This window comes from Streptomyces sp. NPDC038135 (assembly GCF_055601245.1).
The window spans coordinates 158712-184309 of record NZ_JBVJXS010000014.1 but is presented as its reverse complement, the minus strand read 5'-3'; the positions used below and the strand labels follow the sequence as shown (position 1 = coordinate 184309).

Here is a 25598-nt window from a genome sequence, read left to right as displayed (position 1 = left end):
CGGGTACGGCGGCGGAGGCAATAGGGTGGAGGCGCCTGAAGCCTTCCCTCCTCCCGCACCCGGGCCGGGGAGGCACCCCGTTCGCGCCGCCGGGCAACAGGCGGTGCCGCGCCGAGGAGTCAACTGCCGTGTCGGACCCGATGCGCCCCCGTTCCTCCCTCCGTACCGCAGTGGTCTGGGAGGTACTCCAGGACGCCCTCGACCGCCGGATCAAGGCCACGGGGCGGGAATCGCTGGACGTCCTCGACACCGGGGGCGGCAGCGGCAACTTCGCCGTGCCCCTGGCCGGCCTCGGCCACCGGGTCACCGTCGTCGACCCCAGCCCCAACGCGCTGTTCGCCCTCGAGCGCCGCGCCGCCGAGGCCGGTGTCGCCGACCGGGTCAGGGGCGTCCAGGGCGACGCCCACGGCCTGTTCGACGTGGTCGAGCGCGGCGGCCACGACGTGGTGCTGTGCCACGGGGTGCTGGAGTACGTGGACGACCCGGCCGAGGGCGTGCGCAACGCGGTGGCCGCGCTGCGCTCCGAGGGTGTGCTCAGCCTGCTCGCCGCCGGCCTCGGCGGAGCCGTGCTCGCCCGGGCCCTGGCCGGCCACTTCAAGGAGGCCAAGCAGGCCCTCCAGGACCCCGAGGGCCGCTGGGGCGCCGGGGACCCGGTGCCGCGCCGCTTCACCGCCGAGCAGCTCACCGCGCTGGTGGAGGGCGCGGGCCTGCGGGTCGGCGCCGTGCACGGCGTACGGGTCTTCGCCGATCTGGTGCCCGGCGTCCTGGTGGACACCGAGCCCGGCGCCATGGACGCCCTGCTGAAGCTCGAGGCGGCGGCCGCCGAGCTGCCCTCGTTCCACTCGGTCGCCACCCAGCTCCATGTGCTCGGCGAGACGCGGGCGGCCGCCGAGGCCTGAGTGCTCCCTGTGACGAGCCGCTGATCAGGGGCTCGGCGGCGGATGGAGTACGCCACAAGACACCCGATCGAGCGGTTTGCGCCGTATGATCGAGGTACGCCGTCCGGCATGACGGGTCGGCCGCCGGGGAATGGAAGCCTCAGCGAGCCGGGACGGCCAGGATGGATTCCGGTTGGCCAATTGGCGCAGAGGGGCGGGTTTCACGGGGGCGATTCCCTGCCTATCCTGAAGGGACCCCCCGGGTCGCCCCGGCGACTGCACGATGAGGAGGACTCCGTGCCGCTCTCGGAGCACGAGCAGCGCATGCTCGAGCAGATGGAGCGAGCGCTGTACGCCGAAGATCCCAAGTTCGCGTCGGCGCTTGAGGGAAGTGGGCTGCGGACGTACACCCGGCGGCGGGTCTACCAGGCGGTCGTGGGCTTCCTCGTGGGTATCGCGCTCCTCATGGCCGGAATGGTCGCGCAGCAGATCTGGGTCAGCGTGGTGGGCTTCCTGGTGATGCTCGGCTGCGCCGTGCTCGCCGTCACCGGCTGGCGCAAGGCGCCCAAGCCGGGCGAGCAGCCCGCGGCCGCCCCCCGCCGCCAGGTTCGGCAGAAGCGCTCCATGATGGACCGGATCGAACAGCGCTGGCAGCGCCGCCGCGACGAGCAGCAGGGCCACTGACCGCCCGCGCCCTACCGGGCCGCGCGGGCACGGAGGCGGCCGACTTCGGCGACGGACATGCGTGAGGGGTGACCACCGTCCGGTGGTCACCCCTCACGCATGCCCCGGAGCCGCCGGCCGGCGGCTCCGCCGGTCTCAGCCCCGCTGGCCCGACGGCCGGAGCCACGACGGCCGGGCCGCCACCGCCCGCTCCCTGAGCGCCGCCCACCGGTCCGACGCCGCCCACAGCACCCGCACGGCCGAACGCGGCGCGAACAGCGCCCGCAGCCTCGTCCCCCGGCGCACACCTCCGTGCAGGGCGGCGACCACCCGGCGCACGTCCTCGGCGAGGCCCGCCACCGGCCGCGGCCGCGGCGCGTACAGCACCTGCTCCAGCGCGTCCGCCACCCGGTTCACCGCGGCCCCGGCGGCCGCGTCGAGACGGCCCAGCCGCACGATCCTGGCCGCCGCGTTGCGCGGGGTCAGCGACTCGTCGGGGAGGATGCCGAGGTCCCAGGCGCTGTCGGTCAGCTCCTGCCAGGCCAGCAGCGCGTGGGCGGCGGCGCCGTCCGCCGTCCGCGGGTGCCCGCCCAGCCGGACGGCGCGCAACCTGGCCCGCCACAGCAGCGGCAGGAACGGCAGCGCGAGCACGGCCAGGACACCGAGCCCGGTCAGCCCGAGCCACAGCAGGTCCCAGCCGCCGCCCCCGTCGCCGGGACGCGCGACCGCCGCGGCCGGGCTGTCGCACGCCTCCAGCTTGCGCAGCTGCGCCGAGCAGCTCTCGCTCGGCGAGGCCGCGGCCGAGGGCGCCTGCGACGCCCCGCGCGACGGCAGGACCTCGTCGGGCTGCGACGTACCCGGCGTGTCCGACTGGGTGTACGAGGGAACCGTGCCCCGGGTCGGGGTCGGCTCGAAGCGGGTCCAGCCCACGCCCTCGAAGTACAGCTCGGGCCAGGCGTGCGCGTCCTTCAGCGACACCGAGACCGAGCCGTCCCCCTGCGGGGTGCCGGGCGCGAAGCCCACCGCGACCCTGGCCGGGATGCCCAGCGTGCGGGCCATCGCGGCCATCGCGAAGGAGAAGTGCACGCAGAAGCCCTGCTTCTTGCGCAGGAAGTTCGCGATCGCGTCCGGGCCCTGGCCGACCTCGACCTCGGTGTCGTACTGGAAGCCGCCGTTCACCGCGAACCAGTCCTGGAGCTTGACCGCCTCGTCGTAATGGCTGGAGGAACCGGCGGTGATCTCCTCGGCGGTCCTGGCCACCACCTTCGGCAGCCTGGACGGCACCTTGGTGTACTCGCGCCGCAGGGCCGCGGGCGCCTGCGGGGCGTCGGCCAGTTCGGCGGCGGTCGGCCGCACGTCGAGGCTGCGCACCTCGTAGACCTCGCCGCGTGTGTTCTGGCCGTGGTCGCCGACGAGCGTCATGCCGACCGGCTCGTACCGCCAGTTGCCGCTGATGCTCACCCTGCTCGGCGGGTACGGCATCGGCAGCCAGTCCTGGGCGTACCAGTCCGCCGCGGTGATCCTGGTGCGCACCGTGCCGCGCTTGACGTCCGCGCCCAGGCCGGCGGGGGACGGGAGGACGTCGGGCACGGCGACGATGTGCCGCTGGGACGGCTTCCAGGTCGTGCCGTCGAAGTCGTCCAGGGACACTATCCGCAGGTACATGTCCGACAAGTCGCCCGCCGTGGTCCGCAGCGACAGCACCTGGCGGTCGTTCTCCACGTTCAGGCTGTCGCGCAGCGACACCAGCGGGTTGACCGCGGAGATCGTGCCGCCCCCGCCGCGGCCCGCGCCGACGCCCGTCCCCGTGGCGTCCAGCAGTCCGCCCTGGATCGAGAACAGCGGGATGGCCGGCACCAGCACGGCGACGCCGAGGGCCACCGCGCCGAGCCGGCGCCCGGCGCGCACCGGCGCCACCGCCCCGCCCTCCGGCCCTCCCGGCTCACGGGAGGCGCCCCCGAAGACACGGCCCCACTGGGCCAGCCGGTCCCGGCTCTCGGCGAGCAGCAGCATCAGATACCCGGCCGCCGCGAACAGGAAGGACAGCCAGTCGGTGCCGCTGTCGGACAGCCCGGCGGCCACCGAGTACAGCGCGAGCAGCGGCAGCCCGGCCGGGGCCGCGCTGCGGAAGGTCACCGCCAGGGTGTCGACCAGCAGGCCGATCACCAGGACCCCGCCGATCAGCATCAGCTCGATGCCGTCGGTGAGCGGCGCCGGTATCGCGTACCGGCTGACGTCGTCCGAGCCCTGCTGGAGCAGGTCGCCGAAGTACCGGAACGCCTCCGGGCCGGGGATCAGCCCGCCGGCCGCCTGCCGCCGGGCGAAGACCAGGGTCAGCAGCATCAGCGTGACCAGGGCCTGCGCCGCCACGGTCAGCGGCCGCGCCAGCGGCACCCGCCGGGCCGCCGCGCCCACCCCCGTCTGCACGCCGACCAGCAGGATCGTCGTGAACAGCCACGTCGGCTGGTCGACGAGGGGCAGCAGCGCGCACGCCGTCATCAGCGTGGCCGCGGCGGCGTACAGGGCCAGTCGGGCCCGCCCGCTCATCACAGTGCCTCCCCGCCGACGCCGGTCAGCCCCGAGCGCTCCCGGTCCGCCTGCCGCCACAGATCGTTCAGCGACGCTCCGCGCGGTACGCCCAGTGCCGTCCAGCCCGCCTCGCGGAGCATGCGCAGCCGCTCCCGGTGCCGGCCGCCGGGAGCCCGCGCACCGGTCGTGTCCCGCACCCACGCGTCCGGGTCCAGGACGAACGCCAGCGCTCCGCCGCTGCGCTGGCGCATCTTGGCGACCACCGCGGCCTGTTCCTCGTCCAGGTCGCCGAGGAAGGCCACCAGCAGTCCCTCGTTACCGCCGCGCAGCGAGTCGTAGGCCCGGGACAGGTTCGTGCCGTCGGAGTGGTCGATCACCGCGAGGGTGTCCATCATCAGCCCGGCCGCGTCCGCGCTGTCCGGTCCGCTGCCCGCGAACCCGTCGGCGCCCTCGCCGGGCACCGACGTGCCGCCGTCCGTCAGCAGGCGCACGGAGAAACCCTGTTCGAGCAGGTGCGTCAGGACCGAGGCGGCGCCGGAGACGGCCCACTCGAACGCCGAGTCGGGGCCCGCGCCCTCGTAGCCGATCGCCCGGGTGTCCAGCAGCACCGTGCAGCGCGAGCGCCGCGGCTGCTCCTCGCGGCGCACCATCAGCTCGCCGTAGCGCGCGGTGGAGCGCCAGTGCACCCGGCGCAGGTCGTCGCCGTACCGGTAGCCGCGCGGGATCACGTCGTCCTCGCCGGCCAGCGCCAGTGACCGCTGCCGTCCGTCGCCGTACCCCTTGGCCTCGCCGCTGAACCGGACCGGTGACAGCGGCTCCGTGCGCGGTATGACGGTCAGCGTGTCGTACGTCGAGAAGGACCGCGTCAGCTCGCACATCCCGAACGGGTCGGTCAGGCGCAGTTGCAGCGGACCCAGCGGATAGCGGCCGCGCAGGTCCGAGCGGACCCGGTACGACACCTCGCGGCGCCCGCCCGGCTCCACCCGGTCCAGCACGAAGCGGGGCCGGGGCCCGAGGACGTAGGGCACCCGGTCCTGGAGCATCAGCAGGCCGGTGGGCAGCCGGGAGACGTTGTCCATCCGCAGGTGCACCCGCGCCTCGCCGGCGGCGGGCACGCGCGCGGGGGAGAGCCGGCGGCTGCCGGCCACCCGGTAGCGCGTGCGGTACAGCACGGCCGCGCAGAGCAGGGGCAGCACCGCCAGCAGCAGGCCGACCCGCAGCAGATCGCTCTGGCCCAGCACGTACGCGCAGACCGCGGCCGCGACACCGGCCGCGAGGAAGGAGCGTCCGCGCGTGGTGAGCCCCGCCAGGGCGGTACGGACGCCGCCCGCGTCCCCGCGGTCCGGCTCCGCCCGCCCCGCCCCCCCGGTGCTCATCAAAGTCCCCGCGGGGGCTGCTGGGGGTAGGCGGGCATGGTCCGGCCCAGCGAGCCGAAGCCGCCGTGCCGCTGCGGCGACGCGGGCACGGCGGTGTGCTGCAGGATCTCCAGCACCACCTGTTCGGCCGTGCGCCGGTTGAGCTGGGCCTGCGCCGTGGGCAGCAGCCGGTGGGCGAGGACCGCGACGGCGAGCTCCTGCACGTCGTCCGGGAGCGCGTAGTCCCGGCCGGCGAGGGCGGCGGACGCCTTGGCGGCGCGCAGCAGATGCAGGGTCGCGCGCGGGGACGCGCCGAGTCTGAGATCGGGGTGGGTGCGGGTGGCCGCGACCAGTTCCACCGCGTACCGGCGCACCGCCTCGGCCACGTGCACCCCGCGCACGGCCTCGATCAGCTTCACGATGTCGTGCGCGTGCGCCACCGGCTGCAGGTCCTCCAGCGGGCTCACCCCGCCGTGGACGTCGAGCATCTGCAGCTCGGCCTCCACGCTCGGGTAGCCGACGGAGACCCGGGCCATGAAGCGGTCGCGCTGGGCCTCGGGCAGCGGGTAGGTGCCCTCCATCTCCACCGGGTTCTGCGTGGCCACCACCATGAACGGGCTGGGCAGTTCGTAGCTCTGCCCGTCGATGGTGACCTGCCGTTCCTCCATGGACTCCAGCAGGGCCGACTGGGTCTTCGGCGAGGCGCGGTTGATCTCGTCGCCGATCACGATCTGGGCGAAGATGGCGCCCGGCTTGAACTCGAAGTCCCGGCGCTGCTGGTCCCAGATGGACACGCCCGTGATGTCCGAGGGCAGCAGGTCGGGCGTGAACTGGATACGCCGCACCGAGCAGTCGATGGACCGCGCCAGCGCCTTGGCCAGCATCGTCTTGCCCACGCCGGGGACATCCTCGATCAGCAGGTGTCCCTCGGCGAGCAGCACGGTCAGCGAAAGCCGTACGACCTCGGGCTTGCCCTCGATCACACCCTCCACCGAACTGCGGACACGCTCCGCAGTGGCGGTCAGATCCGTGAGGCTCGCTCGATCGTCATAGGTCGTCACCCGGCCCTCCTCGGCCCGTTCTTACTCGGGCCGACGCTCTGTGCTGCGAAACCGGCCCACCCCGAAACACGGGCATCGCGCCGGAAGGGTTCCGGACGACGCCACACCCCGCATTCTTGCCGCCGTTACCGATTCGTGTCACTCGCCTGTGGACAACTGCCCGCACTATGTCGGTCTTACGGCCTTTTCGGCCGCCGTTCTCCAGGTGCGGCGACGGAAGCGCCCGCGCGACGCGGGGTGCCCGGGGCGGGCCGGTGCGCCCTCGTCAGGCGGGGTCGATCTCGCGCAGCCGGCCGGTCCTGACGTCGAACACGAAACCGCGCACGTCGTCGGTGTGCAGCAGGAACGGCGAGGTGCGCACGCGCTGCATCGACTGCCGCACGTCCTGGTCGACGTCCCGGAAGGCCTCCACCGGCCACGCGGGGCGCTGGCCGACCTCCAGCTCCAGCTCGTGCCGGAACTCCTCGGTGATGGACTCCATGCCGCATCCGGTGTGGTGGATCAGCACCACGCTGCGGGTGCCGAGCGCCCGCTGGCTGATGGTCAGGGACCGGATCACGTCGTCGGTGACGACCCCGCCCGCGTTGCGGATGGTGTGGCAGTCGCCGAGCTGCAGGCCGAGGGCCTTGTGCAGGTCGAGACGGGCGTCCATGCAGGCCACGACGGCGACACGCAGGACGGGCCGGGCGTCCATCCCGGGGTCGCCGAACTCGGCGGCGTACCGCTCGTTGGCCTCGAGGAGACGGTCGGTCACGGTGCCGTCACCCGCTATGGTTCCATCGGGCCCGTTGGCTGCTACAGAAGTCGTCATACCGAAGACCGTACTGGTCATCCCCCTTCCGGTCCTGCTGTGCAGAGCGGACAAAGAACGCCATTGTGGCTTGCTGTGAGCGACTCCACACGCAGCGCGAACCGCAATCGGGCCCGGTCGGGCGACGCGCAGGCCGGTTGATTGACCGCGCGACACGGTGGACTAAAGTGACGCGAAGCGGGAGGCGCGGCTCTCCCTGCTGGTGAATCCCCCGGAGACCCCGGCCCTCACCCGGACCGGCTCCCCACGTGCGCGGCGCGTACGTACGGCTCGGCCTCCTCCCGCTCCCGGCCGGCCGACGCTTCCGGCGCCGGCGGGCCTCCCCTTCACGGAGCGGGCGGGGACCCGGCGGTGCGTACGGCCCGCCGGAAACGAGAGGCCCCCTTGAGCGACAGTCGACACGTCCCGGTGATGCTCCAGCGGTGCCTGGACCTGCTGGCGCCCGCCCTGGAGCGGCCGGGAGCGGTGGTCGTCGACTGCACCCTCGGCCTCGGCGGCCACAGCGAGGCGCTGCTGAGCCGGTTCCCCGAGGCGCGGCTGATCGGCCTCGACCGGGACAAGGAGGCGCTGCGCCTGTCGGGTGAGCGGCTGGCGCCGTACGGGGACCGGGCCACCCTCGTGCACGCGGTGTACGACGAGCTGCCCGAGGTCCTGGACCGGCTCGGCGTCGCCCGCGTGCAGGGCGTCCTGTTCGACCTCGGCGTGTCGTCCATGCAGCTCGACGAGGCCGACCGCGGCTTCGCCTACGCCCAGGACGCCCCGCTCGACATGCGGATGGACCAGACGACCGGCATCAGCGCCGCCGAGGTGCTCAACACCTACCCGCCGGGCGAACTGGTGCGGATCCTGCGCGCCTACGGCGAGGAGAAGCAGGCCAAGCGGATCGTCTCGGCGATCGTCCGGGAACGCGAGAAGGAGCCGTTCAGCAACAGCGCACGGCTCGTCGAGCTGATCCGGGACGCGCTGCCGCAGGCCGCCAAGCGGACCGGCGGCAACCCGGCCAAGCGCACCTTCCAGGCCCTGCGCATCGAGGTGAACGGCGAGCTGTCCGTCCTGGAGCGGGCCATCCCGGCGGCGGTCAAGGCCATCGGCGTCGGCGGGCGGGTCGCCGTGCTGTCCTACCACTCCCTGGAGGACCGGCTGGTGAAACAGGTGTTCGCGGCCGGCGCCGCCACCACCGCGCCGCCCGGACTGCCCGTCGTGCCCGAGCGCTACCAGCCGCGGCTCAAGCTGCTCACGCGCGGTGCCGAACTTCCCACCGAGGAAGAGATCGCCGAGAACCGCCGGGCCGCCCCGGCCCGGCTGCGCGGCGCCGAGCGCATCAGGGAGGACGCCGAGTGAGCGGAACGGGTCGGCTGGGTTCCCGGACTCACCCGTCGGCGCACCGGAGCCACCGGAGGCCCAGTGAGTAGGAAACCCGAACTGAGGGGGAGGGCCGCCCGGCTCGCCCGGCTCCTCCCGGCCGGCCGCGCCCGAGCGGCCCGCGCCCCGTTCGTCCTGCTCGTCGTCCTGCTGCTCGGCGGCGGCCTCATCGGGCTGCTGGTGCTGAACTCCGCGCTCAGCGAGGGCTCGTTCCGGCTCGACGCCCTGCGCAAGCAGACGAAGAGCCTCACCGACGAGGAACAGGCGCTCCAGCGGGACATCGACGGCTACTCGTCCCCCGACGCCCTCCAGCGCCGCGCCCGTGAACTGGGCATGGTCCCCGGCGGCGACCCGGCCTTCCTGGACCCCGGCGGAACCGTCCGGGGCGTACCCGGCGCCGCGAGCCCCGAACCGGCCGCCCTCGAGGGCCCGGCCGCCCCGCGGACCGTCACCCCCGCCGCCGGCCCGCCGTCCTCGCCGGCGCAGAGCCCCGGCGCCACGGCCCCCGCGGGCCCGACGCCCACCCCCGCGGCCCCCACCCCGGTGACCACCGATCCGGCAGCGGCGGTGGCGCCGCTCTCCACCCTCCAGCCCGCCCCCACCCCGACCTCCGGCAGGTGACGGAAGTGTCCGACAGGGAACCGCCGCGCCGCCGCGTGCCCGGCCCCGCGAAGCCTTCCCCGAGTGCCCGGCCCCGCCCGGACCGGGCCGACCCCCGGGCGCGGGGCCCCGTCCGGCGGCAGCCCGGGCCCGGCACCCGTCAGGGCCGCAGGCCGGCCGGAGCCCGGCCCATGCCCCCGCCGCCGCTCCGGCTCGGCCGGCCCAGGCCCCGGCTGCGCATGGTGGGCCTCGCCCTCACCCTGGTGATGAGCGCCTTCGTCGTACGGCTGCTCCAGGTCCAGGCCGTCGACGCGCACGCCTACGCCGCCAAGGCCGAGCAGAACCGCTACGTCGTGCACACCCTGGCCGCGGACCGCGGCGGGATCACCGACCGCAACGGCGTGGCCCTCGCCATCAGCGAGGACGCCTACGACATCACGGCCGACCCCACGATGTTCAGCCGCAAGCAGCTGAAGATCGACGACGGGCCCGAGCAGGCGGCCGCCCTGCTCGCGCCGATCCTCGGCCAGGACCAGGAGACGCTTGTCGGGAAGCTCCGGCCCAAGAACAAGCTGTCCCGCTACGCCAAGCTGGCCGTGCGTCAGACACCGCAGGTCTGGAAGCAGATCAAGGACCTGAAGGCCGCCCTCACCAAGAAGGCCGGCTCCGACGGCAAGGCGCCGAACGTGCTCGCCGGCGTCTTCGCCGACCCCAGCAGCCAGCGCGTGTACCCCAACGGCGACCTCGCCGCCGGGATACTGGGCTGGGTCAACGCCGACGGCCGGGGCGGCGGCGGCATCGAGCAGGAGCTGAACGGGCAGCTGTCCGGCAAGGACGGCAAGATCCGCTACGCCCAGTCCGGCGGCCGCGAGGTGCCCACCGCGGGCTCGACCGAGACCCCCGCCGTACCCGGCAGCGACGTCGAACTCACCATCGACCGCGACATCCAGTGGGCCGCCCAGAACGCCATCTCGGAGCAGGTGAGGAAGTCCCGGGCGGACCGCGGCTACGTCATCGTCCAGGACACCCGCAGCGGCCAGATCCTGGCCATGGCCAACTCGCCCGGCTTCGACCCGAACGACCTGTCGAAGGCCGACGCGGAGGCCATGGGCAACGCGGCCGTCCAGGACGCCTTCGAGCCCGGCTCCACCGCCAAGGTGATGTCCATGGCGGCCGTGCTGGAGGAGAACGCGGCCACCCCGCTCACCCACGTCGTCGTCCCCAACCGGCTGCACCGGGGCGACCGGCTCTTCCAGGACGACGTCGACCACGCCACCTGGTACCTCACCCTCAACGGCGTGCTCGCCAAGTCCAGCAACATCGGCACGATCCTCGCCACCGGCCAGCTCGGCAAGTCCCAGCCCGAGGCCAACAAGGTCCTCTACTCCTACCTGCGCGAGTTCGGCATCGGCCGCCCCACCGGGCTCGGCTTCCCCGGCGAGACCAAGGGCATCCTCGCCGCCCCCGGGGACTGGTCGACCTCGCAGCAGTACACGATCCCTTTCGGCCAGGGTTTCTCCCTGAGCGCCATGCAGGCCGCCTCCGTGTACTCGACGATCGCCAACGGCGGCGTCCGCGTCGCGCCGACCCTGGTGCGGGGCACCCGGGGCGCCGACGGCCGCTTCACGCCCGCCCCCCAGCCCGCGAAGACCCGTGTGGTCAGCGCGAAGACGGCCAAGTCCGTCGCCCAGATGCTGGAGTCCGTGGTGGACGACGAGCAGGGCACCGGCATCAAGGCCCGCATCCCGGGGTACCGGGTCGCGGGCAAGACCGGCACGGCGAACCGAGTGGATCCGGCCACCGGCAGATACCGCGGATACACCTCGTCGTTCGCCGGGTTCGCACCCGCGGACAAGCCGCGGATCACCGTGTACTGCGCCATCCAGAACGCCACGTCCGGCAGCTACTTCGGCGGCCAGATCTGCGGCCCCGTCTACAAGCAGGTGATGGAGTTCGCGCTGAAGACGCTGCAGGTGCCGCCGACCGGCGCGAAGGCCGCGAACCTGCCCGTCGACTACAAGCCCTGATCAGCCTCGGAAAGACCAGGAACCACTCGTGACAACGATCACTCCCGACCCCGGCAACCAGGGCGCCCAGGAGCCCTCGCTTCGCTCCGGAGCCGGTACGCCCGGTACGCTCACCGCCGTGCCACACGCTGATCAGTCCCACATCACCCAGAAGGGCGCTTCCGTGACATATCCGGGACCGCCGCGACCGGTTCAGGTCTCCGCCACACCCCTCGCGGAGCTGGCCGATCAGCTGGGTACCGCCGCCGAGGGCGCCGCCGAGGTCACGGGCATCACCCACGACTCGCGCGCGGTCCGCCCCGGCGACCTGTACGCCGCCCTGCCGGGTGCCCGCCTGCACGGCGCCGACTTCGTCACCCAGGCCGCCGGCCTCGGCGCCGTCGCCGTGCTGACCGACCCGACGGGCGCCGAACGGGCCGCCGCGACCGGCCTGCCGGTCCTGGTCGTCGACGACCCGCGCGCGCGGATGGGCGCACTGGCGACCACGATCTACGGCGACCCGGGCCGCGATCTGCTCCAGATCGGCATCACCGGCACCTCGGGCAAGACCACCACCGCCTACCTGGTCGAGGGCGGCCTGAAGACCGCCCGCACCACGGGCCTCATCGGCACCGTCGAGATGCGCGTCGGCGACGAGCGCATCAAGTCCGAGCGCACCACCCCCGAAGCCACCGACCTGCAGGCGCTGTTCGCCGTCATGCGCGAACGCGGCGTCGAGGCCGTCGCCATGGAGGTCTCCAGCCACGCCCTGGTCCTCGGCCGGGTCGACGGCTGCGTCTTCGACATCGCCGTCTTCACCAACCTCAGCCCGGAACACATGGAGTTCCACTCCGACATGGAGGACTACTTCCGGGCCAAGGCGCAGCTCTTCACGCCGGAGCGCAGCAGGCTCGGCGTCGTCAACACCGACGACGAGTACGGCCGCCGGCTCGCCCGGGAGGCGACCGTCCCGGTCGTCACCTACTCCGCCGAGGGCCACCCGGACGCCGACTGGCGGGCGCAGGACGTCCAGGTCGGACCCATGGACTCGGCGTTCACCGTCCTCGGCCCGGGCGGCGAGCGGGTCCAGGCCAGGTCGCCGCTGGCCGGCCCGTTCAACGTGGCGAACACCCTCGCCGCCATCGTCGCCCTCGCGGTGGCCGGCCTCGACCCGCAGGCCGCCGCCGACGGCATCGCCGCCGTACCGGGCGTGCCCGGCCGCCTGGAGCGCGTGGACGCCGGGCAGCCCTACCTCGCGGTCGTGGACTACGCCCACAAGACCGACGCGGTCGAGTCGGTCCTCAAGGCGCTGCGCAAGGTCACCAAGGGCCGGCTGCACGTCGTCCTCGGCTGCGGCGGCGACCGCGACCAGACCAAGCGCGCCCCGATGGGCGCCGCCGCGGCCCGGCTCGCCGACACGGCCGTACTGACCTCCGACAACCCCCGTTCCGAGGACCCGCTGGCCATCCTCGCGACCATGCTCCAGGGCGCGGCCTCCGTGCCCTCCCACGAGCGCGGCGAGGTGCTCCTGTTCGAGGACCGGGCCGCCGCGATCGCCGCCACCGTCGCCCGGGCGCACGCCGGGGACACCGTGCTGGTCGCGGGCAAGGGCCACGAGCAGGGCCAGGACATCGCCGGCGTGGTCCGTCCGTTCGACGACCGCCAGGTGCTTCGCGAAGCTATCCAGAAGACCCAGGGATGAACTTGTGATCGCCCTCTCCCTCGCCGAGATCGCCGAAGTCGTCGGCGGGCAGACGCACGACATACCGGATCCGTCCGTCCAGGTCACCGGACCGGTCGTCCGGGACTCCCGAGAGGTGGTGCCGGGCAGCCTGTTCGTCGCCTTCGTCGGCGAGCGCGCCGACGGCCACGACTACGCGCGGGCGGTTGTCGAGGCCGGCGCCGTCGCCGTACTGGCCTCCCGGCCCGTCGGGGTGCCCGCGATCGTCGTCGAGGACGTCCAGTCCGCCCTCGGCGCCCTCGCCCGCCACGTCGTACGGAGCCTCGGCGCGACCCTCGTGGCGCTGACCGGCTCCGCCGGCAAGACCAGCACCAAGGACCTCATCGCCCAGGTGCTGCGGCGCAAGGCGCCGACCGTGTTCACGCCCGGCTCGCTCAACAACGAGATCGGGCTGCCGCTGACCGCGCTCAGCGCCACCGACGAAACCCGTTTCCTCGTACTGGAGATGGGCGCCCGCGGCATCGGGCACATCCGCTACCTCGCCGGCCTCACCCCGCCGCGGATCGGCCTGGTGCTCAACGTCGGCTCCGCCCACATCGGCGAGTTCGGCGGCCGCGAGCAGATCGCCCAGGCCAAGGGCGAACTCGTGGAGGCCCTGCCGGAGGACGGCGCGGCGATCCTCAACGCCGACGACCCGCTGGTGCGGGCCATGGCCTCCCGTACCAAGGCGAAGGTGGTCCTTTTCGGAGAGTCGGCCGAAGCGGACGTACGCGCCGAGAACGTGCGACTCACGGACAGCGGACAGCCCGCGTTCAGGCTTCACACACCCTCCGGTGCAAGCGATGTGACCATGCGCCTGTACGGTGAGCATCACGTGTCGAACGCGCTCGCCGCGGCCGCCGTCGCCCATGAGCTGGGCATGTCCGCGCAGGAGATCGCCACCGCGCTCTCCGAGGCGGGCTCCCTCTCCCGCTGGCGCATGGAGGTCACGGAGCGCCCGGACGGCGTGACCATCGTCAACGACGCCTACAACGCCAACCCCGAGTCCATGCGGGCCGCCCTCAGGGCGCTCGCGGCCATGGGCAGGGGGCGCCGTACGTGGGCGGTGCTCGGCAAGATGGCCGAGCTGGGGGACGAGGCGCTCGCCGAGCACGACGCCGTCGGACGGCTCGCCGTCCGGCTCAACGTCAGCAAGCTCGTCGCGGTCGGGGGACTTGAGGCCTCCTGGCTGCAACTGGGCGCATATAACGAGGGTTCGTGGGGTGAGGAGTCGGTGCACGTGTCCGACGCACAGGCGGCGGTCGACCTGTTGCGCAGCGAGTTGCGCCCGGGGGACGTCGTGCTCGTGAAGGCGTCCCGTTCGGTGGGGCTCGAGGGTGTCGCCCAGGCGCTGCTCGAGACCGGTGCCGAGGGTGAGGTTGCCGCCCGATGATGAAGCAGATCCTGTTCTCAGGAGTCATTGGCCTCTTCCTGACGCTGGTCGGCACCCCGCTGCTGATCAAACTCCTCGCCCGCAAGGGCTACGGCCAGTACATCCGTGACGACGGCCCGCGCGAGCACGCCAGCAAGCGCGGTACGCCGACCATGGGCGGCATCGCCTTCATCCTGGCGACGATCGCCGCGTACTTCCTGAGCAAGCTCATCACCGGCTACCCCCCCACCTACTCCGGACTGCTGGTCCTCGGCCTGATGTTCGGCATGGGCCTGGTCGGCTTCCTGGACGACTACATCAAGATCGTCAAGCGGCGTTCGCTGGGTCTGCGGGCCAAGGCGAAGATGGCCGGCCAGCTCATCGTCGGCATCGGCTTCGCGGTGCTGTCGCTGATGTTCGCCGACGCGCGCGGCAACACCCCGGCGTCCACGAAGCTGTCGTTCATCACCGACTTCGGCTGGAGCATCGGCCCGGTGCTGTTCGTCGTCTGGGCGCTGTTCATGATCCTGGCGATGTCCAACGGCGTGAACCTCACCGACGGTCTGGACGGTCTGGCCACCGGCGCCTCCGTGCTCGTCTTCGGCGCCTACACGTTCATCGGCGTCTGGCAGTTCCAGGAGTCCTGCGCCAACGCGACGACGCTGACCAACCCGGGCGCCTGCTACGAGGTGCGCGACCCGCTGGACCTCGCCGTGGTCGCCTCCGCGCTGATGGGCGCGTGCCTGGGCTTCCTGTGGTGGAACACCTCGCCGGCCAAGATCTTCATGGGCGACACCGGTTCGCTCGCCCTCGGCGGCGTCCTCACCGGCCTGGCCATCCTCTCCCGCACCGAGCTGCTGGTGGCCATCATGGGCGGCCTGTTCGTCCTCATCACCATGTCGGTCGTCATCCAGGTCGGCTCCTTCCGGCTCACCGGCAAGCGCGTCTTCCGGATGGCGCCACTCCAGCACCACTTCGAACTCAAGGGCTGGTCCGAGGTCCTGGTGGTGGTCCGCTTCTGGATCATCCAAGGCATCTGTGTGATCGTCGGACTGGGCCTCTTCTACGCGGGATGGGCAGCGGACAAGTGACCTCCTCGGCGCCTACCGAATTCCAGGGCAAGCACGTCACCGTCGCAGGGCTCGGCGTCTCCGGCGTCCCGGCGGCCAGGGTTCTGCACGCGCGCGGCGCGGTCGTCACGGTCGTCAACGACGGCGACGACGCACGGGCGCGCGAGCAGGCCGCGGAGCTGGAGGCGCTCGGCGTCACCGTGCGCCTCGGCGACGGCGCGACCCTGCCGGAAGGCACCGAGCTCATCGTCACCGCGCCCGGCTGGAAGCCGGACAAGCCGCTGTTCCTCGCCGCGGAGAAGGCCGGGGTGCCGGTCTGGGGCGACGTGGAGCTGGCCTGGCGCCTCAGGGGGCCCGACGCGGCGCCCTGGCTGGCCGTGACGGGCACCAACGGCAAGACCACGACCGTGCAGATGCTCGCCTCCATCCTGGCGGCCGCAGGACTGCGCACCGCAGCCGTGGGCAACATCGGCGTCTCCCTGCTGGACGCGGTCCTCGGCGAGGAGCAGTACGACGTCCTCGCCGTGGAGCTGTCCAGCTACCAGCTCCACTGGGCGCCCTCCCTGCGCGCCCACTCCGCGGCCGTCCTGAACCTGGCGCCGGACCACCTCGACTGGCACGGCTCCATGGAGGCCTACGCGGCCGACAAGGGCCGTATCTACGAGGGCAACCGCGTCGCCTGCGTCTACAACGCGGCCGACAAGCTCACCGAGGACCTGGTGCGCGAGGCCGACGTCGAGGAGGGCTGCCGCGCCGTCGGCTTCACCCTCGGCACCCCCGCCCCCTCCCAACTCGGCGTCGTGGACGGCATCCTGGTCGACCGCGCCTTCGTGGAGAACCGGCAGAAGAACGCGCAGGAGCTGGCCGAGGTCTCCGACGTCAACCCGCCGGCCCCGCACAACATCGCCAACGCCCTTGCCGCCGCCGCACTCGCGCGCGCGTACGGCGTGCCCGCCACCGCCGTACGCGACGGCCTGCGGGCCTTCCGCCCGGACGCCCACCGCATCGCGCACGTCGCGGACGTCGACGGGGTGGCGTACGTGGACGACTCCAAGGCCACCAACACCCACGCCACGGAAGCGTCGTTGGCGTCATATGAGTCGATCGTATGGATTGCGGGCGGTCTGGCGAAGGGCGCCACCTTCGACGAGCTGGTCGCCAAGTCGGCGAAGCGGCTGCGCGGGGCCGTCCTGATCGGCGCCGATCGTGCCCTGATCCGCGAGGCCCTGGCGCGACACGCCCCGGAAGTACCCGTCGTCGACCTCGAACGGACCGACACTGGGGCGATGCTCCAGGCGGTGACGGAGGCGAAGCGGCTGGCCCGGCCCGGTGACACCGTGCTGCTGGCCCCGGCCTGCGCTTCCATGGACATGTTCACCAACTACAACCAGCGCGGCGACGCGTTCGCGGCGGCGGTCCGCGAACTCGGCGCCTGACCCGGCCGCCCGCCGGGCGGATCTTGGGAGGGACGCGTGGGACGGTCGACGTTCAGTGGAGGCGCCCATGCCCGGTAGCCGTACCGGCCGCCCGCCCGTCCAGCGGGCGTCGCGGCGCCCCGCGCTCCCCGGACCGCCGCGCGAGAACCCCGTGCAGCGGCTCTACACGCGCGCGCGGAAGGCCTGGGACCGGCCGCTGACCGCGTACTACCTGATCCTCGGCGGCAGCCTGCTGATCACGGTGCTGGGCCTGGTGATGGTCTACTCGGCCTCCCAGATCACCGCGCTGCAGCTCTCGCTGCCGGGCTCGTACTTCTTCCGCAAGCAGTTCCTCGCCGCGGCCATCGGCGGCGCGCTGATGTTCGTCGCCTCCCGCATGCCGGTGAAGCTGCACCGGGCGCTGGCCTATCCGATCCTGGCCGGCGCCGTCTTCCTGATGGTCCTGGTGCAGGTGCCGGGGATAGGGATGGCGGTCAACGGCAACCAGAACTGGATCTCGCTCGGCGGCTCCTTCCAGATCCAGCCCAGCGAGTTCGGCAAGCTCGCCCTGGTGCTGTGGGGCGCGGACCTGATCGCGCGGAAGCAGGAGCGCAAGCTGCTGACCCAGTGGAAGCACATGCTGGTGCCGCTGGTGCCGGCCTCCTTCATGCTGCTGGGCCTGATCATGCTCGGCGGCGACATGGGCACCGCGATCATTCTCACAGCGATCCTGTTCGGCCTGCTGTGGCTGGCGGGGGCGCCGACCCGGCTGTTCGCCGGGGTGCTCTCGGTCGCCGGCCTGATCGGTGTCGTGCTCATCAAGACCAGCCCCAACCGGATGGCCCGGCTGGCCTGCATCGGCGCCACCGAGCCCAAGTCCGGGGTGGCCGACTGCTGGCAGGCCGTGCACGGGATCTACGCCCTCGCCTCCGGCGGACTGTTCGGTTCCGGCCTCGGTGCGAGTGTGGAGAAATGGGGCCAACTGCCCGAGGCCCACACCGACTTCATCTTCGCCGTGACCGGTGAGGAACTGGGTCTGGCGGGCACGCTGTCGGTGCTCGCCCTGTTCGCGGCTCTAGGCTATGCGGGTATCCGCGTGGCCGGACGCACGGAGGACCCCTTCGTGAGGTACGCCGCGGGAGGCGTGACCACCTGGATCACCGCCCAGGCGGTGATCAACATCGGTGCGGTGCTCGGCCTGCTGCCGATCGCCGGCGTCCCCCTCCCGCTGTTCTCCTACGGAGGGTCCGCCCTGCTGCCGACCATGTTCGCCATCGGGTTGCTGATCGCGTTCGCGCGCGACGACCCCGCTGCGCGGGCGGCGCTTGCGATGCGGCAACCTCGCTTTGGTAGAAAGCGGGCAGGAGGCTCCGGTGCCGAGCGGGGGCCTCGGAGATGGAACACGATGCGACGGCGCGCCGCGGTGGCGCGCTCGTCCGGAGAGCGGTGAATTTCGGTGCATGTCGTACTCGCCGGCGGAGGTACCGCGGGCCACATCGAGCCCGCGCTCGCCCTCGCGGACGCCCTGCGCAGGCAGGACCCGACCGTGGGCATCACGGCCCTTGGCACGGAGCGCGGCCTGGAGACCAGGCTGGTCCCGGAGCGCGGCTACGAGCTGGCGCTGATCCCCGCGGTGCCGCTGCCCCGCAAGCCCACTCCCGAGCTGATCACCGTCCCGGGCCGGCTGCGCGGCACCATCAAGGCCGCCGAGCAGGTCCTGGAGCGCACCAAGGCGGACGCCGTGGTCGGCTTCGGCGGCTATGTCGCGCTGCCCGCCTACCTGGCCGCCAAGCGCCTCGGTGTGCCCATCGTGATCCACGAGGCCAACGCCCGCCCCGGCCTGGCCAACAAGATCGGCTCCCGGTACGCCGCCCGGGTCGCCGTCTCCACCCCGGACAGCAAGCTGCGCGACGCCCGCTACATCGGCATCCCGCTGCGCCGCACGATCGCCACCCTGGACCGTGCCGCCGCCCGCCCCGAGGCGCGCGCCCGCTTCGGTCTGGACCCGAACCTGCCCACCCTGCTGGTCTCCGGCGGCTCCCAGGGCGCCCGGCGCCTCAACGAGGTGGTCCAGCAGGTCGCCCCGTGGCTGCAGCAGGCCGGCATCCAGATCCTGCACGCGGTCGGCCCGAAGAACGAACTGCCGCAGGTGCAGCAGATGCCGGGAATGCCGCCCTACATCCCGGTAAGTTACCTGGACCGGATGGACCTCGCGTACGCCGCGGCCGACTTGATGCTCTGCCGCGCGGGCGCGATGACCGTCGCCGAACTCTCCGCCGTCGGACTGCCGGCCGCCTACGTCCCGCTGCCCATCGGCAACGGCGAACAGCGGCTGAACGCCCAGCCGGTAGTGAAGGCGGGCGGCGGACTCCTCGTCGACGACGCGGAGCTCACTCCCGAGTGGGTGCAGCAGAACGTCCTGCCGGTGCTGGCGGACCCGCACCGGCTGTACGAGATGTCCCGTGCGGCAAGCGAGTTCGGCCGCCGGGACGCCGACGAGCTGCTCGTCGGGATGGTGTACGAGGCGATCGCCTCACGCCGATAGGACCATATGACGAAGGGGCAGTGAGGGTGGCCGGATCGACTACCGCCGAGCGCGGTGAACGCCAGCAGGAGTCGTCCGGCCCGCCGTCCGCGCGACGGCTGAGGAAGGCCCGCCTTCGCGCGCTCCTCGTCCTCGCCGTCGCCCTGGTACTCCTCGGGGCGGGCGCCACTTGGGTGTTGTACGGCTCCTCGTGGCTGCGCGTGCGGCACGTCTCGGTCTCCGGCACCCGGATGCTGACTCCGGCCGACGTGCGGGAGGTCGCCTCCGTGCCGGTGGGGGCGCCGCTGGCCTCCGTCGACACGGACGCCGTCGAGGCACGGCTGCGCCGGAAACTGCCCCGGATCGGCACCGTTTCGGTCGTTCGCGCCTGGCCCCACGGCATCGCCCTGAAGGTGACCGAGCGGACTCCGGTACTGCTGGTCCGCAAAGCCGGGAACTTCGTCGAAGTCGACGACGAGGGCGTCCGTTTCGCCACCGTTTCGCAGGCGCCGAAAGGCGTTCCGCTACTGGAGATGACCGCGTCCCGGTCGGACCAGGCGGCCGCGAGCTTCCGGCGCTTCGGCGCCGAGCGTCTGGTGCGCGAGGCGGTGGGGGTGGCCGGCGTCCTGCCGGCCGCCGTCGCGCGGGACACCCGGACCGTACAAGTCCGTTCCTACGACGACATCTCGGTGGAGCTGACCGGCGGCCGCACCGTCGCCTGGGGCAGCGGTGAGAACGGCCGCGCCAAGGCACGGGCCCTCACAGCACTCATGAAAGCAGCTCCCGGCGCACGGCACTTCGACGTCAGCGTGCCCACCGCCCCGGCGTCAGCGGGGAGTTGACGGGTATCAGCGCAGGCCAGCACCCTGGTTGGGCACCGCTACGGCTGATCACATAGGGTGAAAAGAAAAACGGGAGGTTCGGCGTGTTCGTTGAACGCGCGCCACTTGTCGACTTAGTGTCCTGTTCAGAAGACTTCAGGGAACAGACACACTGGTAACCCTAAACTTCAAGGTTAGGGTTCGGGTCGGCGTTACGGACCGTCCCATTCGGCATACGTCGTCCCGGTGCGGGGAACCGCCCGGCGGCGACAACGTAATTCGAGGCGAGAGGCCTTCGACGTGGCAGCACCGCAGAACTACCTCGCAGTCATCAAGGTCATCGGTGTCGGCGGCGGTGGTGTCAATGCCATCAACCGGATGATCGAGGTCGGTCTCAAGGGCGTCGAGTTCATCGCCATCAACACCGACGCGCAGGCGCTGTTGATGAGCGACGCCGACGTGAAGCTCGACGTCGGCCGCGAACTCACCCGCGGACTCGGCGCCGGCGCCAACCCGGCCGTCGGCCGCAAGGCCGCCGAGGACCACCGCGAGGAGATCGAGGAGGTCCTCAAGGGGGCCGACATGGTCTTCGTGACGGCCGGTGAGGGCGGCGGCACCGGCACCGGCGGCGCGCCCGTCGTGGCCAACATCGCGCGCTCGCTGGGCGCCCTCACCATCGGCGTGGTCACGCGCCCGTTCACCTTCGAGGGACGGCGCCGCGCGAACCAGGCCGAGGACGGCATCGCCGAACTGCGCGAAGAGGTCGACACCCTCATCGTCATCCCCAACGACCGGCTGCTGTCCATCTCGGACCGGCAGGTCTCGGTCCTGGACGCCTTCAAGTCGGCCGACCAGGTCCTGCTCTCCGGTGTGCAGGGCATCACCGACCTCATCACCACGCCCGGCCTGATCAACCTGGACTTCGCCGACGTGAAGTCGGTCATGTCCGAGGCCGGTTCGGCCCTGATGGGCATCGGCTCGGCCCGCGGCGACGACCGCGCGGTGGCCGCGGCCGAGATGGCGATCTCCTCGCCGCTGCTGGAGGCGTCCATCGACGGCGCCCGCGGCGTGCTGCTCTCCATCTCCGGCGGCTCCGACCTCGGTCTGTTCGAGATCAACGAGGCCGCCCAGCTGGTCAGCGAGGCCGCCCACCCGGAGGCCAACATCATCTTCGGCGCGGTCATCGACGACGCCCTCGGCGACGAGGTGCGGGTCACCGTGATCGCGGCCGGCTTCGACGGCGGTCAGCCGCCGGCCCGCCGGGACAACGTCCTCGGCTCCGCCTCCGCCTCCGGCTCGTCCGCGCCCCGCCGCGAGGAGCCCGCTCCGGCGCGGCAGCCCGAGAGCCGTCCGTCCTTCGGCTCGCTCGGCAGCGTGACGCCGAAGGAGGAGCCGGAGCCCGCGCCCGAGCCCGTGGCCGAGATCCCGGTCACCCCGTCGGTCCCGCCCGCGCCGCGCACCTACGCGGACAGCGCGGCCGAGGAACTGGACGTCCCGGACTTCCTGAAGTGATAGGTCAGCGCGAGAGCGTGAGCGGCGCGCACTTCGCCTTCACCGACCGGTGGGGCGGGGTGAGCGCCGCTCCGTATGAGGAGCTCAACCTCGGCGGCGCGGTCGGTGACGACCCCGGATCGGTCCGGGCGAACCGGGAACTGGCCGCGAAATCGCTCGGGTTCGACGCCGAATCGGTCGTTTGGATGAACCAGGTGCACGGGGCGGACGTGGCCGTGGTCGACGCGCCCTGGGGCGACCGTCCTGTGCCGGAGGTCGACGCGATCGTCACCGCTCGCCGGGGCCTCGCGCTCGCGGTCCTCACCGCCGACTGCGTGCCGGTGCTGCTGGCCGACCCGGTCGCCGGGGTCGTCGCCGCCGCCCACGCGGGCCGGCCGGGAATGACCAAGGGGATCGTCCCCGCCGCCGTCCGGGCCATGGTCGAACTCGGCGCCCGTGCCGAGCGGATCACCGCCCGCACCGGGCCGGCCGTCTGCGGCCGGTGCTACGAGGTGCCGGAGGCGATGCGCGCCGAGGTGGCCGCGGCCGAGCCGGCGGCGCACGCCGAGACGAGCTGGGGCACCCCGGCGGTCGACGTGAGCGCCGGAGTGCACGCCCAGCTCGAGCGGCTCGGAGTGCGCGACCGCGCACAGTCCCCGGTGTGCACCCTGGAATCGGGCGACCACTACTCGTACCGCCGCGACCGCACCACCGGGCGGCTCGCGGGCTATGTCTGGCTGGACTGATGGGGCATGACGGACCGTAAGACCGAACTCGCCGGGAACCTGGCGAACGTGGAGCGGCGCATCACCGCCGCGTGCGCCGCGGCCGGGCGCGAGCGGGACGAGGTGACCCTGATCGTGGTCACCAAGACCTACCCGGCGAGCGATGTGCGCATCCTGTCGGAACTCGGCGTGCGCCATGTCGCCGAGAACCGCGACCAGGACGCGGCGCCCAAGGCGGCAACCTGTGCGGATCTGCCGCTGAAATGGCATTTCGTCGGCCAGTTGCAGACCAACAAGGTCCGTTCCGTGGTCGGTTATGCCGATTTCGTGCAGTCCGTCGACCGGGACCGGCTCGTCACCGCCCTTTCGAGGGAGGCGGAGCGCGCCGGGCGGGAGGTCGGATGCCTCATCCAGGTCGCGCTGGACGCGGGGGCGAGCGGCCGGGGCGAGCGCGGAGGCGTGGCGCCCGGCGGGATCGAGGAGTTGGCCGGCCTCGTGGCCGGGGCGCCGGGACTGCGGCTCGACGGTCTGATGACCGTCGCGCCGCTCACCGGGGAGTACGCGGGACGCGAACAGGCGGCGTTCGACCGGCTCATGGATTTGTCGACTGACCTGCGCCGGGCCCATCCGGCTGCAACCATGGTGTCGGCAGGGATGAGTGCGGATCTCGAGCAGGCCGTGGCGGCCGGAGCGACACATGTGCGCGTCGGCACTGCGGTACTCGGAGTCCGCCCCAGGCTCGGGTAACGTCGCCAGGAAGTCGGACCACAGCAGAAAATATGGTCAATGTCCGTGAAAGCGGGCACAAAGACCACGTGGATCGCGGGCACTTGGCAGTCGCAGTCGATCCACCACAGAGCGGAGGACTCAGAGAATGGCCGGCGCGATGCGCAAGATGGCGGTCTACCTCGGCCTCGTGGAGGACGATGGGTACGACGGCCGCGGATTCGACCCCGACGACGACTTCGAGCCCGAGCTGGACCCGGAACTCGACCGGGACCACCGACGGCATGAGGTGTCACACCAGTCGCACGGTGCGCATCAGTCCCAAAGGGACGAAGAGGTGCGAATCGTGCAACCGCCCGCGCCGCGCGAGCCGGTGGCCCGTTCGACTTCGCTCGCCGCGGAATCCGGGCGCCCGGCGCGAATCGCGCCCGTGGCATCCATCACACAAGAACGTCAGTCCCTGGAGAAGAACGCACCCGTGATCATGCCCAAGGTCGTGTCCGAGCGGGAGCCTTACCGGATCACCACGCTGCACCCGCGGACGTACAACGAAGCCCGTACCATCGGGGAACACTTCCGTGAGGGCACTCCGGTGATCATGAATCTGACTGAGATGGATGACACAGACGCGAAGCGACTTGTCGACTTTGCGGCCGGTTTGGTGTTTGGTCTTCACGGCAGCATCGAGCGGGTGACGCAGAAGGTGTTCCTGTTGTCTCCTGCTAACGTCGATGTCACGGCGGAGGACAAGGCCCGCATCGCAGAGGGCGGGTTCTTCAACCAGAGCTGAGACGTACCACCGGGAAAAGCACGGAAACAGGGGAGAGGGAAAGCCAGGCCATGAGCGTGTTCGCGCAGGTGATCTACATCGCGCTGATGGTGTTCCTCGTCGTGCTGATCTTCCGGCTGGTCATGGACTATGTCTTCCAGTTCGCCCGCTCGTGGCAACCCGGCAAGGCGATGGTGGTCGTCCTGGAGGCCACCTACACTGTCACCGATCCACCGCTGAAGCTTCTGCGGCGGTTCATCCCGCCGCTGCGTCTCGGGGGCGTGGCGCTCGACCTGTCCTTCTTCGTACTGATGATCATCGTCTGGATCCTCATCTCCGTCGCACAGAGATTTGTGTGATGAGGATGGACGATACGGTCTTGCCGACTGCCGATGACTACGTTGAGGTGAAGAGATGCCGTTGACCCCCGAGGACGTGCGGAACAAGCAGTTCACGACCGTCCGCCTCCGAGAAGGCTATGACGAGGACGAGGTCGATGCCTTCCTCGACGAGGTCGAAGCCGAACTGACGCGCCTGCTGCGCGAGAACGAGGATCTGCGCGCCAAACTGGCCGCGGCCACGCGTGCTGCTGCCCAGAACCAGCAGAACATGCGCAAGCCCCCGGAGCAGGACCAGCAGCAGGGCGGCATGCCCCAGCAGGGCGGTATGCCTCAGCAGGGCGGCATGCCCCAGCAGGGTGGAATGCCTCAGCAGGGCGGTATGCCCCAGCAGGGCATGCGAGGTCCCGGCGCGCCGGTGCCCGCCGGCATATCGGGCCCGCCGCAGCAGCAGATGGGTGGCCCCATGGGTGGTCCGCCCCAGCTGCCGAGCGGTGCCCCGCAGCTGCCCGCCGGTCCCGGCGGTCAGGGCGGCCCGCAGGGTCCCGGCCCCATGGGCCAGGGTCCGATGGGTCAGGGCCCCATGGGCGGTCAGCCGCCCATGCAGCAGCAGATGGGCGGTCCGATGGGCGGCCCCATGGGCGGTCCGATGGGCGGCCCCGGTCAGGGCCCCGGTGGCGACAGCGCCGCCCGAGTCCTCTCGCTGGCCCAGCAGACCGCCGACCAGGCGATCGCCGAGGCCCGTTCCGAGGCCAACAAGATCGTCGGCGAGGCCCGCAGCCGCGCCGAGGGTCTGGAGCGTGACGCCCGTGCCAAGGCCGACGCGCTGGAGCGGGACGCGCAGGAGAAGCACCGCGTCGCGATGGGCTCCCTGGAGTCCGCCCGCGCCACGCTGGAGCGCAAGGTCGAGGACCTGCGCGGCTTCGAGCGCGAGTACCGCACGCGTCTGAAGTCGTACCTCGAGTCCCAGCTGCGTCAGCTGGAGACCCAGGCCGACGACTCCCTGGCGCCGCCGCGCACTCCGGCCACCGCCTCGCTTCCGCCGTCCCCGGCGCCCTCCATGGCACCGGCCGGCGCGAGCGCTCCGTCCTACGGAGGCAACCAGGGCATGGGCGGTCCTTCGGCGCCGTCCGCTCCGTCCTACGGCGGTCAGCAGCAGATGACCCCCGCGATGACCCAGCCCATGGCTCCGGTCCGTCCGCAGGGTCCGTCCCCGATGGGCCAGGCGCCCTCGCCGATGCGCGGGTTCCTGATCGACGAGGACGACAACTGACGGGCCGCGGCTCCTAGTACGACAACGGCGTCGGCAGCGTTCAGGGCGGGCCCTCGGACTTCGGTCCGGGGGCCCGCCCTTTTTACGCG

Annotated in this window: 22 protein-coding genes; 18 read left to right on the top strand and 4 right to left on the bottom strand. The window is 72.1% G+C overall.

Features of this window, described 5'->3' with window-relative positions; all coding sequences use genetic code 11:
* The first annotated feature begins 128 nt into the window (after positions 1–128).
* Both ACZ7JA_RS34020 and ACZ7JA_RS34015 read left to right on the top strand, forming a co-directional pair.
* Positions 129–899, top strand: a complete 771-nt coding sequence (locus tag ACZ7JA_RS34020) for a methyltransferase (RefSeq protein WP_351672769.1) — start codon at positions 129–131, stop codon at positions 897–899.
* 276 nt (positions 900–1175) lie between these two features.
* Positions 1176–1562 (top strand): DUF3040 domain-containing protein, encoded by a 387-nt coding sequence (locus ACZ7JA_RS34015; RefSeq protein ID WP_145875246.1) that lies wholly within the window; start codon positions 1176–1178, stop codon positions 1560–1562.
* Between the two features lie 135 nt (positions 1563–1697).
* On the opposite strand, the gene ACZ7JA_RS34010 is transcribed toward ACZ7JA_RS34015, so the two are convergent.
* From ACZ7JA_RS34010 to ACZ7JA_RS33995, 4 genes are all read right to left on the bottom strand, one after another.
* The gene (locus ACZ7JA_RS34010) at positions 1698–4088 is read right to left on the bottom strand and encodes a transglutaminase TgpA family protein (RefSeq protein ID WP_389452124.1); all 2391 of its coding nucleotides are present in this window, start codon (positions 4086–4088) and stop codon (positions 1698–1700) included.
* Entirely contained in the window at positions 4088–5446 is a 1359-nt protein-coding gene (locus ACZ7JA_RS34005) for a DUF58 domain-containing protein (protein ID WP_389452121.1), read from the bottom strand. The genes ACZ7JA_RS34010 and ACZ7JA_RS34005 overlap by 1 nt, the downstream gene beginning before the upstream one ends.
* Entirely contained in the window at positions 5446–6486 is a 1041-nt protein-coding gene (locus ACZ7JA_RS34000) for an AAA family ATPase (RefSeq protein WP_393431502.1), read from the bottom strand. The genes ACZ7JA_RS34005 and ACZ7JA_RS34000 overlap by 1 nt, the downstream gene beginning before the upstream one ends.
* Positions 6487–6751: 265 nt before the next feature.
* Positions 6752–7297 carry a beta-class carbonic anhydrase gene (locus tag ACZ7JA_RS33995; protein ID WP_470812262.1) on the bottom strand — a complete coding sequence of 182 codons (546 nt, stop codon included), beginning with the start codon at positions 7295–7297 and terminating at the stop codon, positions 6752–6754.
* 384 nt (positions 7298–7681) lie between these two features.
* On the opposite strand from ACZ7JA_RS33995, the gene rsmH reads away from it, so the two are divergent.
* The 16 genes from rsmH (at position 7682) to ACZ7JA_RS33915 (ending at position 25509) form a co-directional block, all read left to right on the top strand.
* Complete coding sequence (gene rsmH, locus ACZ7JA_RS33990) at positions 7682–8638, top strand: 16S rRNA (cytosine(1402)-N(4))-methyltransferase RsmH (RefSeq protein WP_351670541.1); 957 nt, start codon at positions 7682–7684, stop codon at positions 8636–8638.
* Positions 8639–8701: 63 nt separating this feature from the next.
* A complete protein-coding gene (ftsL, locus tag ACZ7JA_RS33985) occupies positions 8702–9280 on the top strand; it encodes a cell division protein FtsL (protein WP_351670538.1) in 579 nt (192 codons plus the stop codon).
* Between the two features lie 5 nt (positions 9281–9285).
* A complete protein-coding gene (locus ACZ7JA_RS33980; protein WP_470812260.1) occupies positions 9286–11286 on the top strand; it encodes a peptidoglycan D,D-transpeptidase FtsI family protein in 2001 nt (666 codons plus the stop codon).
* Positions 11287–11449: 163 nt separating this feature from the next.
* Positions 11450–12967, top strand: coding sequence for a UDP-N-acetylmuramoyl-L-alanyl-D-glutamate--2,6-diaminopimelate ligase (locus ACZ7JA_RS33975; RefSeq protein WP_351670568.1), 1518 nt, complete (start codon positions 11450–11452; stop codon positions 12965–12967).
* Between the two features lie 4 nt (positions 12968–12971).
* On the top strand, positions 12972–14378 hold the full coding sequence (locus ACZ7JA_RS33970) for a UDP-N-acetylmuramoyl-tripeptide--D-alanyl-D-alanine ligase (RefSeq protein WP_351670532.1): 1407 nt from the start codon (positions 12972–12974) through the stop codon (positions 14376–14378).
* The gene (gene mraY / locus ACZ7JA_RS33965) at positions 14378–15448 is read left to right on the top strand and encodes a phospho-N-acetylmuramoyl-pentapeptide-transferase (protein ID WP_250404933.1); all 1071 of its coding nucleotides are present in this window, start codon (positions 14378–14380) and stop codon (positions 15446–15448) included. Before ACZ7JA_RS33970 ends, mraY begins: the two co-directional genes overlap by 1 nt.
* Positions 15430–16863 (top strand): UDP-N-acetylmuramoyl-L-alanine--D-glutamate ligase, encoded by a 1434-nt coding sequence (murD, locus tag ACZ7JA_RS33960; RefSeq protein WP_351670530.1) that lies wholly within the window; start codon positions 15430–15432, stop codon positions 16861–16863. Before mraY ends, murD begins: the two co-directional genes overlap by 19 nt.
* Positions 16864–16930: 67 nt before the next feature.
* Positions 16931–18292 (top strand): putative lipid II flippase FtsW, encoded by a 1362-nt coding sequence (gene ftsW, locus ACZ7JA_RS33955; RefSeq protein WP_351670527.1) that lies wholly within the window; start codon positions 16931–16933, stop codon positions 18290–18292.
* A 6-nt stretch (positions 18293–18298) separates the two neighbouring features.
* Entirely contained in the window at positions 18299–19387 is a 1089-nt protein-coding gene (murG, locus tag ACZ7JA_RS33950; RefSeq protein WP_351670524.1) for an undecaprenyldiphospho-muramoylpentapeptide beta-N-acetylglucosaminyltransferase, read from the top strand.
* A 26-nt stretch (positions 19388–19413) separates the two neighbouring features.
* On the top strand, positions 19414–20208 hold the full coding sequence (locus tag ACZ7JA_RS33945) for a cell division protein FtsQ/DivIB (protein WP_389304209.1): 795 nt from the start codon (positions 19414–19416) through the stop codon (positions 20206–20208).
* 279 nt (positions 20209–20487) lie between these two features.
* Entirely contained in the window at positions 20488–21699 is a 1212-nt protein-coding gene (gene ftsZ / locus ACZ7JA_RS33940) for a cell division protein FtsZ (protein ID WP_351670518.1), read from the top strand.
* Entirely contained in the window at positions 21696–22424 is a 729-nt protein-coding gene (gene pgeF / locus ACZ7JA_RS33935; protein WP_351670515.1) for a peptidoglycan editing factor PgeF, read from the top strand. The genes ftsZ and pgeF overlap by 4 nt, the downstream gene beginning before the upstream one ends.
* Positions 22425–22430: 6 nt before the next feature.
* Positions 22431–23150 carry a YggS family pyridoxal phosphate-dependent enzyme gene (locus tag ACZ7JA_RS33930; RefSeq protein WP_450744518.1) on the top strand — a complete coding sequence of 240 codons (720 nt, stop codon included), beginning with the start codon at positions 22431–22433 and terminating at the stop codon, positions 23148–23150.
* 127 nt (positions 23151–23277) lie between these two features.
* Positions 23278–23919: a cell division protein SepF gene (locus ACZ7JA_RS33925; RefSeq protein ID WP_351670509.1), complete on the top strand. Its 642-nt coding sequence runs from the start codon at positions 23278–23280 to the stop codon at positions 23917–23919.
* Positions 23920–23969: 50 nt separating this feature from the next.
* Positions 23970–24257, top strand: a complete 288-nt coding sequence (locus tag ACZ7JA_RS33920) for a YggT family protein (RefSeq protein ID WP_143636437.1) — start codon at positions 23970–23972, stop codon at positions 24255–24257.
* A 55-nt stretch (positions 24258–24312) separates the two neighbouring features.
* Positions 24313–25509: a DivIVA domain-containing protein gene (locus tag ACZ7JA_RS33915; RefSeq protein ID WP_351670505.1), complete on the top strand. Its 1197-nt coding sequence runs from the start codon at positions 24313–24315 to the stop codon at positions 25507–25509.
* The last annotated feature ends 89 nt before the right edge of the window (positions 25510–25598 follow it).

What these genes read in the sequence shown, in the direction of transcription:
- ACZ7JA_RS34010 (WP_389452124.1), bottom strand. Translation starts at nt 4,088, where the DNA reads ATGAGCGGGCGGGCCCGACTGGCCCTGTACGCCGCCGCGGCCACGCTG.
- ACZ7JA_RS34005 (WP_389452121.1), bottom strand. Translation starts at nt 5,446, where the DNA reads ATGAGCACCGGGGGGGCGGGGCGGGCGGAGCCGGACCGCGGGGACGCG.
- ACZ7JA_RS33995 (WP_470812262.1), bottom strand. Translation starts at nt 7,297, where the DNA reads ATGACGACTTCTGTAGCAGCCAACGGGCCCGATGGAACCATAGCGGGT.
- mraY (WP_250404933.1), top strand. Translation starts at nt 14,378, where the DNA reads ATGAAGCAGATCCTGTTCTCAGGAGTCATTGGCCTCTTCCTGACGCTG.
- murD (WP_351670530.1), top strand. Translation starts at nt 15,430, where the DNA reads ATGGGCAGCGGACAAGTGACCTCCTCGGCGCCTACCGAATTCCAGGGC.
- ftsW (WP_351670527.1), top strand. Translation starts at nt 16,931, where the DNA reads ATGCCCGGTAGCCGTACCGGCCGCCCGCCCGTCCAGCGGGCGTCGCGG.
- ACZ7JA_RS33930 (WP_450744518.1), top strand. Translation starts at nt 22,431, where the DNA reads ATGACGGACCGTAAGACCGAACTCGCCGGGAACCTGGCGAACGTGGAG.
- ACZ7JA_RS33925 (WP_351670509.1), top strand. Translation starts at nt 23,278, where the DNA reads ATGGCCGGCGCGATGCGCAAGATGGCGGTCTACCTCGGCCTCGTGGAG.
- ACZ7JA_RS33920 (WP_143636437.1), top strand. Translation starts at nt 23,970, where the DNA reads ATGAGCGTGTTCGCGCAGGTGATCTACATCGCGCTGATGGTGTTCCTC.
- ACZ7JA_RS33915 (WP_351670505.1), top strand. Translation starts at nt 24,313, where the DNA reads ATGCCGTTGACCCCCGAGGACGTGCGGAACAAGCAGTTCACGACCGTC.